The 13,572-nt window shown below is 39.9% G+C and carries 7 protein-coding genes; 5 read left to right on the top strand and 2 right to left on the bottom strand.

Annotated elements, in window-relative coordinates:
* Nucleotides 1-161: 161 nt before the first annotated feature.
* Together IQ264_RS19225 and IQ264_RS19220 are read left to right on the top strand one after the other, a co-directional pair.
* On the top strand, nt 162-1,529 hold the full coding sequence (locus IQ264_RS19225) for an AAA-like domain-containing protein (protein ID WP_193982421.1): 1,368 nt from the start codon (nt 162-164) through the stop codon (nt 1,527-1,529).
* Nucleotides 1,530-2,056: 527 nt separating this feature from the next.
* Nucleotides 2,057-5,590, top strand: coding sequence for an AAA-like domain-containing protein (locus IQ264_RS19220; protein WP_193982420.1), 3,534 nt, complete (start codon nt 2,057-2,059; stop codon nt 5,588-5,590).
* Between the two features lie 427 nt (nt 5,591-6,017).
* Here the strand turns inward: IQ264_RS19220 and IQ264_RS19215 are convergent, their stop codons facing one another.
* Complete coding sequence (locus tag IQ264_RS19215; protein ID WP_193982419.1) at nt 6,018-7,310, bottom strand: RNA-guided endonuclease InsQ/TnpB family protein; 1,293 nt, start codon at nt 7,308-7,310, stop codon at nt 6,018-6,020.
* Between the two features lie 142 nt (nt 7,311-7,452).
* Here IQ264_RS19215 and IQ264_RS19210 point away from each other — a divergent pair, with 142 nt between their 5' ends.
* The 3 genes from IQ264_RS19210 (at nt 7,453) to IQ264_RS19200 (ending at nt 11,928) form a co-directional block, all read left to right on the top strand.
* A complete protein-coding gene (locus tag IQ264_RS19210; protein ID WP_193982418.1) occupies nt 7,453-8,583 on the top strand; it encodes a LeuA family protein in 1,131 nt (376 codons plus the stop codon).
* A gap of 4 nt (nt 8,584-8,587) precedes the next feature.
* Nucleotides 8,588-9,223, top strand: a complete 636-nt coding sequence (locus tag IQ264_RS19205) for a hypothetical protein (RefSeq protein WP_193982417.1) — start codon at nt 8,588-8,590, stop codon at nt 9,221-9,223.
* 218 nt (nt 9,224-9,441) lie between these two features.
* Nucleotides 9,442-11,928 (top strand): GNAT family N-acetyltransferase, encoded by a 2,487-nt coding sequence (locus IQ264_RS19200; protein ID WP_193982416.1) that lies wholly within the window; start codon nt 9,442-9,444, stop codon nt 11,926-11,928.
* Between the two features lie 380 nt (nt 11,929-12,308).
* Here IQ264_RS19200 and IQ264_RS19195 read toward each other — a convergent pair whose 3' ends face one another.
* Nucleotides 12,309-13,166: an RICIN domain-containing protein gene (locus IQ264_RS19195; RefSeq protein ID WP_193982415.1), complete on the bottom strand. Its 858-nt coding sequence runs from the start codon at nt 13,164-13,166 to the stop codon at nt 12,309-12,311.
* Nucleotides 13,167-13,572 lie beyond the last annotated feature (406 nt).

Here is a 13,572-nt window from a genome sequence, read left to right as displayed (position 1 = left end):
GCTGATAATTTTGGCTAGTGTAAGCGTTAGCAAGACAAAATACCTAGCACTTATATTTAATTATAATAAACTGGTGTTCCTTTAATGCTCGCAAAAATTGGCTTAATTAATACTTTAGCAAGTAAATTTTTAATTTAGCAAAAATTTTTGGTAGACGACCTATGGAATTAAAGCAAAATAGAATCAAGAGAAAAAGAGGAGTTGTATTAACGCCCAAGGGACTCAAGCAATTGCAAGAAGCAATTATTTATAGTGAGATAGTAGAAAATAAAGGCGATCGCTTTACTCTAGAAAAACTATCGCAACGTACAAATATTTCCCCTAAAACTATTAGCCGTTTGTGGTCTTTAAGTAAAGGTGTAGATCAAAAAACTTTAAAATTATGTTTTAATGCGTTTGATTTAGAACTCCAGGATGAATATTATAAATTTGTACAAGATGAGGAGGAAAATCAAACAGAAATCTCAGAACATTTATTAGAGAATTCTTATATAAAAGAACAAAACTATTGGTCATATCCAGATAGACCATTACCTATAGATTCTCCTTTATATATTGAACGCCCACCTATAGAAGAACAAGTATATCGAGAACTTACTCAACCTGGTTGTGTAATTCGGATTCGTTCGCCCAGACAGATGGGTAAAACCTCTTTGGTAATGCGTTTGTTGGCCTTTGCTAAAAAGCAAGGATACCATACTCTCAATATCAATTGCGACCAACTTGATGAGCAATGTTTAACTGACTTAAATAGGTTGTTGCGTTGTCTTTGTCTGCAAATTGCTACACAATTAGGCGCAGATACCAACCTTGATGATATATGGGATGACGAGATTGGTTGTAAATTAAGTTGTAGTTTATACATACAAAATTATTTACTAAAACAGAGTGAAAATCCAATAGTTTTGGTTTTGAGTGAGGTCGATCGCTTTTTTGAGTATCCTCAGCTTGGTCGGGAGTTTTTTGCTTTATTACGTTCTTGGTGCGATGAAGCAAGGCAAAGTAAGCATTGGCGAAAATTGAGATTAGTGGTAGTTTACTCAACAGAACAGTATATTGCCTTAGATATTAACCATTCTCCATTCAATATTGGATTACCGATTCGTCTTAGGGAATTTACTGTGCAGCAGGTAGAAGAATTAGCTAGGCGATACGGTATAGAATTGACCAGCCAAGAACTGAAGCAGTTGATGTCTTTGGTAGGAGGTCATCCTGGACTGGTACAAATAGCCTTGTTTCATCTGCTTTCAGGAAGTATGACTTTAAAAGAGTTAATAGCTGAAGCGATCGCCAACGGTGGAATTTACCGTTATCATTTATGGCAACACTGGGTAAATCTGCAAGCCAATCCTAGTTTGATTCAGATATATAGTGAGCTAGTTACAGCCAAGCAAGGTATGATTCTTGACCCTGTATGTGCTTACAAACTCGAAAGTTTAGGATTAATTTCCTTTGAAGGCGATCGCATCGTACCGCGTTGTGAACTCTACCGCAATTATTTTGCCAAGCAGTTAGCTACAAGTGCGTAATACCAATTCTCGATGAAGATGCGCTGTACGGAACTCCACCCCAAACCCCTCCCCTTCTACGGAGAGGGGCAATGATTAAGCGCAATTTTACAGAGAATTGGTATAACCAAATTTCATAATCAAGGAAATTTTTTATTTGTAAATCCACTTGATTTTGAAATCATCTTGGCTTTTGCAGATTTGTAGAGCGAATAATAGATTAGCCAACTATGTAATTATAATCTGATTTTTGCTGTCAAAATGCAAGGACACTTAAGCAATTTAAGCTAAAATACAGCAGAAATTTAAGACAGTTAAGATATCAAATAGGAAATTAAAGTTACATACTAGCTACCGCGACTGACAATAATTCAACAATGTGGAATTATTGTCAATTTTTTACTACTGGATAGGAAATAGGCGTAAAATATAAGTATTGAATTCGCAAAAGCTCCTCTACAAATAATCAAAAATTGTGTTACTCTTTCTATGTGAGATCGCATATCTGATATGAAACATTTATATGTAATATAAAATACGTATATGATATGAAATACCAAGTTGGTGGTAGTTTGCCTAGTGATGATCCAAGCTACGTTATTCGTCAGGCAGATGAACAGCTTTATACCAGTTTAAAGGCTGGTGATTTTTGTTATATTTTTAATTCCCGCCAAATGGGTAAATCATCGCTGTTACACCGCACAAAAGACCGTCTGATACAAGAAGGTGATAGCTGCGTTTATATAGATGTCACTCGTTTGGGTAGTGAAGATACTACTACAGAACAATGGTATAAAGGAATTATTATTTGTCTTTTCTATGGTTTAAATTTAGCTGATAAAATCAATTTTAAAAAATGGTGGGAAATGCAAGCAGGTCTTTCACCTGTGCAGAAGCTCAATCAGTTTGTTGAGGAAATTTTACTTTCACCAGAAGCAAGTCAGCGGATATTTATTTTTATTGATGAAATTGATAGTTTATTAAGTTTGAGCTTTCCAGTAAGTGACTTTTTTGCTTGGATTCGTCATTGCTATAATCAACGCGCCCACGATTCAAAATTTCAACGCTTAGCATTTGCAGTATTTGGGGTAGCGACTCCATCCGATTTGATTGCTGACAAACGCCGCACACCTTTTAACATTGGTACAGCAATTGAGTTATATGGTTTTAAACTAGAAGAAGCAACCCCATTACTTAAAGGATTAGAAAAAGTTGTTTGCCAGCCGCAAATAATACTACAAAAAATAATTGACTGGACGGCTGGACAACCTTTTTTAACACAAAAACTTTGTCAGTTAGTTGTGCAGATAGCTAAGGAAACACCACACAACAAAATTGATTTACCGCCAGCAACAGAAGGGTATTGGATTGAGCAACTAGTAAAAAAGCAGATCATCCAACAGTGGAAAGCCAAAGACGATCCAGAACACTTGCGAACAATTCGCGATCGCCTTTTACATAACGAACAGCGTGCTGGTAGGTTATTAGGTATTTATCAGGAGATTTTACAAGCTGAGGCTGGTAATCCTCCAGTGGCAATTGATGATAGTCGGGAACAAAAAGAACTATTGTTATCTGGCTTAGTTGAAAAACACAATGGCTACCTCAAAATTAAAAATCCCATTTATCGCCATGTATTTAATGCGGAATGGGTAGAAAGACAATTAAACAACCTGCGTCCTTACTCGCAAATCTTCAATGCTTGGATCGCATCAAATTATCAAGATGAATCACGCTTGCTGCGGGGAAAAGCTTTAAAAGATGCTCAAAACTGGTCAATAGGTAAAAGTTTGAGCGATTTGGATTATAAATTTTTTGCTGCTAGTCAAGAATATGAACAGAGGGAAATTCAAACAACATTAGAAGCCGCAAGAGCCAAAGAAGTAGAAATCCGATTAGCACAAGAGAAAAAAAGTACTAAATTGCAAAGATGGCTACTAATAGTAATTTGGATTAAATTCCTAGTTTCTACTAGTTTGGCTATAGGTATTTATATTTTATATCGCCAAGCCAAAACCAGCGAAACAGAAGCCAAAAATAGTGAAATTGGCGCACTTGTATCTGCTTCTGAAGGAATGTTTGCCTCAAATCGCAGATTAGACGCTCTTGTAGCCGCAATTAAAGCTCAACAGAGATTAAAAAAACTAGAAAAACCAAACGTTGATATTGAGCATCAAGTGAACAATGTATTAGAGCAAGCAGTTTATAGCGCAGATGAATACAATCGATTTTCTGGTCATCAAGCAGCAGTGATGGCAGTAGATATCAGTCCTGATAGTTCTTTGATTGCTTCCGCTAGTATAGATAAAACAATCAGATTATGGCGGCGTGACGGTACAGCTGTCGCCACTCTCACAGGTCATCAAGGCGCAATTAGATCTGTCAAATTTAGCCCTAATGGTCTGATGCTGGCATCGGCAAGTGAGGATGGTACGATTAAACTGTGGAAACGGCAAGATAAAGACAGCCAGTGGTACATTTCTCAAACATTTATAGGTCATACTGCTTCGGTTTGGGGAGTAGCTTTTAGTCCTGATGGTCAGTTTCTGGTCTCTGCTGGTTGGGACAAAACAGTCAGGTTGTGGCAGCAAGATGGTAAACTTTTGAAAACATTTTCAGGTTATAAATGGGGATTTTGGGGAGTAGCTTTTAGTCCTGATGGTCAAACTGTGGCAGCTGCCAATTTAGATGGGACAGTAAAACTTTGGCAACGAGATGCTACAGGTTGGCTAAACCCCAAACTGCTACAAATTCTGCGAGGGCATACAGCTTGGGTTGAGGGAGTAGCTTTTAGTCCTGACGGTCAAATCATTGCTTCTGCGAGTGAAGACAAGACTGTGAAGCTGTGGCGACGAGACAACAAAAATGGCAGCTATCGCCTGGATAAAACGCTGCAAGGTCACACGGCGGGGATTGCAGGCGTAGCATTTAGTCCTGATAGCCAAACTATTGCCTCTGCCAGTCTCGACAAAACTATGAAACTGTGGAATGTTGATGGTACAGAACTGAGGACACTCAGAGGACATAGTGCTTCTATTTGGGGGGTAAGTTTCAGTCCTGATGGCAGCTTTATTGCTTCAGCAGGTGCAGAAAACCTGGTGAGACTCTGGCAAAGTCAAAATCCCTTCCAAAAGAGTGTAGTTGCCCATAATGCGGGGATTTGGTCAATAGCTATTACCGCCGACAGTTCCACCATCGGTACAGCCAGTCATGAAAACGTGGCGAAATTGTGGAGTCGCGAAGGCAAATTGCTAAAAACTTTGACTGAAAAAAATCTCATCCTTGAAGTTTCATTCAATGAAGATGGCAAATTAGTTGGTCTTTTTGCTGACGATGCGATCGTGAAAATCCGGCGGCGGGATGGAAGTTATGTTGCTAGTTACAAAGATACCAACGGTAAAATTACAGGTGCAGTTTTAAGCCCTAATGGTCAAGCGATCGCGATTGCTAATGTGGAAAAGATTGCTCAGATCTGGAAACTCGATCGCCTTCAATCCCTGGTTCTCCCAGGACACCAAGCCCAAATCTGGCAAGTTGCCTTTAGTCCCGACAGTAAAATGGTAGCAACCGCCAGTGCTGATGGTACCGCAAAGCTGTGGACAGTAGAAGGGAAGCTGGTTACAACCTTAGTTGGACATTCTGCATCTGTCTGGAGAGTGGCTTTTAGTCCCGACGGTAAAATGGTAGTTACTGGCAGTGGTGATAATACCGTGAAGTTATGGACAGTTGCTGGTAAGTTATTGCATACATTTAAAGGTCATCAAGCTGCGATTTGGGGAGTAGCGTTTAGTTCTGACGGTAAAATCATCGCTTCTGGGAGTGTGGATGCTACCATCAAACTTTGGCAGTTAGATGGTACAGAAATCACTATCCTTAGAGGTCATACCGCCGCTATTCGCAAAATTGCTATCAGCCCCGATGGTAGTTTTTTAGCATCAGGGGGTGATGATAACACATTAATTATCTGGAACTTGCCGCGCATTCTCAAAACCAATCCCCTAGCTTATGGCTGTAACTTGGTGCAGGATTATTTGCAAACTAACAGAGCACTGGAAAAAGGCGATCGCTCTTTGTGTAATTAAAAAATTCGGGAAATGAATTTATAAAATATTTTTCTTAACTGTCTTAACTGTTCTTGCGTTCTCCTGAAAATTGTGAAATATTAAATCCAACGATCGCGACGTTGGGTAATTTATGACGCGAGCAAAGCTTGTTCTGCTGATAAAGAATATGGAGAACAAGAACGGAATGTAGTACTCAAAGGAGCAAAGAAACTTGGAATCTCTGAAGACGTAATTAAACAAATTGAAGAACTCTGTTTAGAGGAAGCCAAAATCCGTCAAAATCGGAGATCACTGATGTATCCTAATGGTTCACCTTTATAACTCAAGTCTTCTTTTAAGAAGTGGGAAATTTTCTACCTGGCTGTGGCGATCGCTTCTTGCTTGTGTCGTGAAGAGTTGGCAGACAAAAGAAATTGACTCTCCCCTGGCTGAAGCCGAGGGGATTCTAAGAAGTTGTTCCGAAAGGGGCTAAAGCCACCATTCTCCACTTCTCCAATTTAAGAAGATTAATCCTTCTAGGCTGGGTCAATGCAGCCTTAGACACTCCGGCAAAACCATCGTGCTTACTTTTTCTTCCGATATTGAGCGAACCATTTAGATCCGCATTAACCAAATGTCCATCCAAAGTTTTGTACAATCCGCGTTTAATTCGTTTACCAGAAAACTGGTATTCTTTAGGATTATCGGCGTTGTAAATAGGGATCTCATCACCATCAACAGCACTTGCTTTAGAGGTATAAGATTCTTCCTGTTCGATGTAATTCAACCCATATCTTTCACACATTGCTTTCAATTTAGAACGCAAACTGTGAAAAGGGATCTGGACAAAGTTTTGGTTATTGCGTCCGCCAATATTAATTTCTTGTTTGATGCCGGGATTGTATCCAACAATCAAGTTGCCAATACCATTGGCGATGCAATGGTCAATAATAAATCGTGCTGCCTTATTCAGGTAATCTCTAACTTGATTGTTGCGTTTTGTCATCAGCTTCACTTGTTGATTAGTGATGCCTTTAATTCCCTGCTTATCTTTAATAGATTGCAGTTTGGCATTACGTTTATTGAACCATTGGTTAATAGATTTAATTGGTTTACCATCCACCAGAAAGGATGCCCCGTTGGTATCAATACAAGCTGCGAGATTATCTACCCCCAAATCAATGCTGATAGCACTATCTTTCTTGACCTCTACAGGTTCCGGTTCAACTTCGCTGATAAATTCAACTTCAAAGTATCTAGCATTGTACTTTGGGTGAATCCTGACTTCCTTGATTTGATTGATGTTAAGTCTTTTGGGAAATGGAATCCAAACTTCACCAAATTGCTTTCTAAAAGCGTTGGACATGGGAATTCTGAATTTTCCATCTTTAACAACAATTCTGGGAATTATCAGGAGAAAATAACCGTATGCGGGCAGGTAATTAGGAAGCTTCACTTTTTGTTGATAACTGCCATTTCTAACCGCACTTATCAACCCGTAAAAGCTTTTGAAAGTTCTGTCTACCACCTTCAATGTCTGTTGTGCAATATCTGTGTTGAGGAATTTGTAGTTCTCGTTAGTTTTGCACAAATGGTACGCAGACTCGTAGCGCAAATGTTTATGTTCCTGAAAAAAGTATTGCCGTGTTGTGTAAAGTCCTACATTGTAGAGGTTTTTACTCAATCGGCACAACTGGCGCAGAGCAACAAATTCAGACTTATTCAGTTCTCTGATTTGGTTCTTTTGCGTCAGGTACATAAATTAACTCTCGCTGCAACTGCTAGCTTACAGCGAGAGTATGATTTAGTCAAGACTGGGACACTGTGGGATTTATCCCACAGTGTCGTTTTTCCTCCCCTGGTTTGAAACCAGGGGTTTCCAAACTCCCGTGAGGTTTCTTATGAAAATTTTTGAAACTACATTGCGAGACGGAGAACAAGCGGCATTTATTCATCTTAAGCCCAGGCAGAAAGCTGATATTGCAGTCTCACTAGAAGCGATGGGTGTCGATATAATTGATGCAGGATTTCCCGTTGCCTCAACGCTTGATTGGGAGGGTGCTTATGCGATCGCTGATGCAACCAACAAAGTCCAGTTAAGCGTATTGGCTAGACATATACCAGAGGACATTAAAGCAGCTTACAGTGCGGTGAAACATCAGATAGACCGCTCTAGATTGACGACATGGGTAATGCCATACGAATTATACACTCGCTATGCGAATGACACCAATATCTACAAAAGAGTCATTGATTCATCGCGGGAGGCAGTCAGCTATGGGCGGGATATTTTTCCGGCTGTACAGTATTATCTGGTTTACAGTGGTAACAGAGACAGGAATTTTCTGCGTGAATTGGCTTGCGAAGTAGCAGATGCTGGTGCCAGATGTATAGCGATCGCAGATAGTCAGAGTACTCTCAATCCAGATAGTCTCGCATCTTTGGTGAGTTTCATTAAAGAGAACTTACCGACAGGTATCGATATATCTATTCATTGTCACAATAATATGGGGCTTGCCCTTGCTAATACTGTGGCAGCGATTAAAGCTGGTGCCAATCAGGTAGAAGCAACTATTGGGGGAATGGGTGATGCTGGTGGAAATACAGCACTCGAACAGATTCTGGCATACGCCAGTTATTTTGAGAAAGATAATCCTTTATTTGAATGTGGCTGCCGTCTTGACAGCCTTTACAAAATTGCTTGCGAGGTGAGCAAGCTGACTGGTTTCCAATTTGGATCGAATCAACCGTTTGTTGGCCCAGACACTTTTACTGTTGAAACAGGCATACACCATTCACTTGCTCAAAACATTCAAAACAGCACATTCGATCCGAAATTTATTGGCCGTAATATTCAGTCTACTGTTGGAAGACACAGCGGACTTGCTGGCCTGCGTGAAAAACTGCAAGAGATTGGTGTAGAAACTTCGTCCATAAATTTTCATATTCTTTACTCAAAAGTCATGGAAGCTTCCGAGAAAGAAGGTACGGTATCTGACGATACGCTACTCCGGTTAGTTAAGGAGATGTAAGACATTGGATGTCACTGTTATTAAATACGGCGATGAAGCACTTCCAGAAATCGAACGGCACCTGAGCGAAGGACAGCCTGTTGTCTTGCCTAATCCTTCTCCCTTGCCATACGTGGTAGTGGCTATTTCTCAGGTAATAGTCAATGGCCTGAAATGTAGATCGATCGATCAATATGTAGCTTCTTTTATCGGAACATTCGAGACTGTAAAACAATATTTCAATCTCGACCAACACGGCATGGAAATCGCTGAAGAATGCCTCATAGAAAAAAAGATGACTGTGCTATGTCCAGTCAAAAACGACATTGAGGTGCCAGCATTTCTTCAGCCCTCTTTAACTAACAATCATGTTCTGTTGTTTGCTGCTCATTTGGCTGGATTACAGCAATTATGCCTTAAATTTCCTTCACTGTATGTTAGCAGTGGAAACGTGACAAAGATGGAGCCAAAGCAGTTCTGCACAGATGTACAAGCCCAGTTTAAGGAATTTGGCAACCCTGAATTTAGATTGCTCCTGGTAGATGGAGATCATTTTCGGGACAGGCATCAACGGCATGGATCGACAACAATGGTCATGGTCTCGCCGACTGGCAAACTTTCTATTAAGCGCAAGGGTATACAGCAGCTAGACCTGGAATAAAAGCTAACAGGGCGGTTGGTAAGCTTTATCGTTATGCGGCTCAAGTTATCGGTGAGGACACAGCCGCGAAAGCGTCTGTTCCATTGAATTGAGATGATTTGGAAGCTTAGATTAAGGACGTTGTTTTAAGAAAAGGTTATTTAGTCAAAAAATATTTTTAAAATCTAGTATTTCTTTTAACGAATTTGTCAATAATTCAACCTTTTTGGAGAGCAGTCATGTTAGAAATTATCAATACATATAACCACGGATTTGTAGCTATTCCAGTTATTATCGCCTGTAAAAAAAGAGGTTTTTTCGATTTACTTGCCCGTGAAAAAACTCTTTCTTGTGAGCAAATGAGCGAAGAACTGAAAGCGAATAATGGACATTTTCAGGTGGCTTTGAGGTTGCTTGAATCTCTGAATTTGCTTTCTCGAAACGAGCAGGGTAAATACTCTTTGACTCCAGAAGCATTCGGTTATCAGGCAATTCCAGAAGATGTCCTTCAGTTGTATCTCCTGTCAATAGAATCATACTTACAAGGAGAACGGCCAGATTTGCTTAGAAAATGGATTGAGTACTCTTGCCAACGATGGAATACAGATAACCTCTTAATTGCGGATTTTTTAGATGGACTTTTAGTTATTCCACTGTTGCTGGCACTCCATAAGCACAACTTGTTTGAAGACTCCCAAACAAAACCTTTATTCTCCTCACTCAATTCTTCGATTCAAAAAGATTTAATCGAGTTATTTGCTAACCTTGGTTGGATTGAGCTTAAAACAGGTCATTGGACTTTCACTCAAGTGGGTAAGTTTATTAAGGAGCGGGCTTTAAATACTGCCGTAGTCGCTTCCTATAAGCCTATGTTATGCCGTATGGATGACGTATTGTTTGGCGATTGTCTTTCAGTATTCCAAAGAGATGCTTTAGGTCAAGAAAGCCATATCGATCGTACTTTGAATGTAATTGGTAGCGGATTTCAACACCAAAAGTATTTTACCGACCTTGAAGAAAGCATTCTCTCTATATTCGATCGCTTTCCCTTAGAAGAACAGCCTAAATATATTGCCGATATGGGGTGTGGTGATGGAACTCTCTTGAAACGAGTGTGGGAAACTATTCGTTTCAGGTCTGCTAGAGGCAAAGCAATCGAACAATATCCTTTATTGTTGATTGGGGTAGATTATAATGAAGCTTCTTTAACAGCTAGTACTAAAACTCTTGCTGACCTTCCTCATATAGTTTTGCCGGGAGATATTGGGCAGCCGGAACAAATGGTGGAAGATTTAAAGGCTCATGGAATTGACGAGCCAGAGAATATTCTACATATCCGCTCATTCCTAGATCACGACCGCCCCTTTATCTGGCCTGAGAAAATAGAGCAACTGGAAATTCGCAAACACATACCCTATCAAGGAGTTTATGTCGATCGCTCTGGCGCATCTATTCCTCCCCATATCATGATACAAAGCTTGGTAGAACACCTAAAAAAATGGTCTTCTATACCCACCAAGCATGGGTTAATTATTTTGGAAGTTCACTGTTTGGAACCGGAAATAGTTTACCAATTTCTCAACAAAAGTGAAAACTTGCATTTCGATGCTGTTCAAGGGTTTTCTCAACAATATCTTATAGAAGCCGGAGTTTTTCTCATGGCTGCGGCGGAAGTTGGTCTATTTCCAAAAATAAATTTTTCTGCAAAATACCCGAAGACTTTTTCCTTTACCCGCATCACCCTCAACTACTTTGAAAACAGACCTTACAAAATTCGTCATCCACATTTATCAGATTTGCCTGCTTTAATCAACTTAGAAACCCAGTGTTGGCCAGAACATTTACGAGCGTCTGCTAATGACATCCAACAAAGAATTGAGCGTAACCCAAACGGGCATCTGGTTGTAGTTTGGAATGAACAAATTGTCGCTGTAATGTATTCTCAAAGGATTACCAACGCTGCAATTCTACAAAATACGACTTACCAGCAAGTGCCGTCACTCCAAAATCCGCAAGGAACAGTTATCCAATTGCTAGCCATAAATGTTCTCCCCGAATTTCAGGAACGAGGACTGGGCGATCAATTGCGCGAGTTTATGCTTCAATACTGCACCCTAAGAAGCGGTATTGAAAGTGTAGTAGGTGTAACTCGTTGTAAAAAATATGTTAATTACTCTCATCTACCAATTACAGAATACCTGAAACTGCGAAATGAGCAAGGTCAAATTTTAGATCCGATCGTGCGATTCCACGAGTTGGGAGGAGCCAAAATCAAAGGAATTATCCCCAACTATCGTCCAGAAGATACGGACAATCAAGGAACCGGAATTTTAATTGAATATAACTTGCACACACGCCAAAGCAAATCTACTGAATCAGCAGTCAAAAATAACTTTTTAAGTGGAAAAAACTGGCCCGATCCATCTTTAATTGAAGAAACACTAAATACCAGGTTTCAATCAATAGAAAATGAAACTGTTTGCGATATCGTTGAAGAATGTATCTCTCAGATAATGGGTTCTCAATATCAAGCAGCTTATGGAAGCTCCAAAAAGCTTGTGGAGATGGGATTAGATTCCCTAGATTTATTGGAACTCCAAGCTCTCCTAGAAAAGCGTTTCAAAGTACAACTCGATTCCAAGTTTTTTGGGCAGTATGACACTGCAAACAATATCATAAGTTATTTAAATAAAAATATTAATTCAGCAATGAAAGAGCAGACATAATCAGGAGCCAAAATGAGCATTACTGAATGAGGAAATCACCTATTTTATTGTCGAATTAGAAGTAGGAATTTTTGGACTAAAACATTTATTAAGAATGCAGCAGTTTTCTCCAAGAGCCTCAAGAGGGCAGGGCGAACGCATCTAAATACTCAAGATTGACCATCTCCCCAACACTCCATCAAACAGGACTAAATTCGGCGTTTTTATGTTAAGCAATATTTCGTCAACGGTATCGGTATCTCGGTGGCTACCCGGATAGAAAAAGCCAGCTTGGTTTGGATTCAATCTGGACAATCATTGCAAAACGACCCCCAATTTTGAAGGAGTCGGTCGAAGAGAAGGTCAGTTGTTATTTACAAGAAGCAGGATGAAGGGCTTAACTACACAGCCTCAAGTTTCCATTTATGGTTATCGCCTGTTTCCTGATATTGTATGATATTGGCCTCATTGTCCTTACTAGCATCTTTAACAGCTATAGTTTTACCACTATGTTTGGCAACAATGTAGAAATAACCATCACCAGCATTTTCTAACTTAAATTTATGGTTATCGCCTTTTTCCTGATATTGTATGATATTGGCCTCATTGTCCTTACTAGCACCTTTAACAGCTATAGTTTTACCACTATGCTTGGCGACAATGTAGAAATAACCATCACCGGCATCTTGAAACTGAAATTTATGGTTATCGCCTGTTGCCTGATATTGTATGATATTGGCCTCATTGTCTTGACTAGCATTTTTAACAGCTATAGTTTTACCACTATGCTTGGCGACAATGTAGTAGTACTTTCCTGCCGCAGGAAGTGGTGTGGGCTGAGTAGTTGTCGGAGATGTTTGGGTGCTGGTTCCTTGCCCTGCTTGTGAGAAAGGCTCAAACCCAATCCAATTGATATGCCATTTATAACTATTGGCTATTTCTGCTGTCAGGGCTTCGGTTTTGTAGTCTTTCTCCCACCTAATATAAACACGAAAGCCTGTGGCAGTAGCTTTATAGACAGAGCTAGCTCCAGTGGTTCCGTAATGGTTGCTATCGCCAGCAATTGATGTTACATATATCGGTGTCTGAGCAAACCCAGCAGCACTAGTGTCAACATCCACAAAAACATAATCGTTTTCTTTTTGCCAATTTGTTGCACCTGGTTGGGTTCTTCCCGATGCAAACTTGGCAACTGTATACACAGATGTTAATTGTGTGTCATTGGTTGAGGTCTGAGTTGCTAGAGGTGTGCTTGCCATGATTGAAACTCTTAAAACTAGTGGATTTTGAAAATGAATGAGTGCGCGTTTTTGTCAACGCAAAAGACAACTCAGCACAACAGCGTCTGCCTCAAAATATTAGGCTTAGGCAGAGTACTATTGCAGTAGCACATATAGTGGCTGGCTTAAAGTGTCCAACGTGACAAATGTTTTATTGGAAGCCGCTTGAAAGTTATCGAGAGCGCACTTCATGGTTTTAATATTTCACGATTTTCAGGAGAATACAAGGAAAGTTAAGACAGTTAAAAAAAACATTTCTGACCAAAAACATGGGTACAAGCCCCGTCCTTGCAGGACGGCTTTAATTGTGTTAGGCTAAACGCCGTAGAGGTTTTCCACGTCAAATGATAGTTCTAGAGTTTAAAGCGCAAGGGAAAACAACTCA

The sequence above is a fragment of the [Phormidium] sp. LEGE 05292 genome (genome assembly GCF_015207735.1).
GTDB lineage: Bacteria > Cyanobacteriota > Cyanobacteriia > Cyanobacteriales > Aerosakkonemataceae > Floridanema.
The sequence above is the reverse complement of the archived record's forward strand: the minus strand, read 5'-3'. Positions and strand labels throughout refer to the sequence as shown.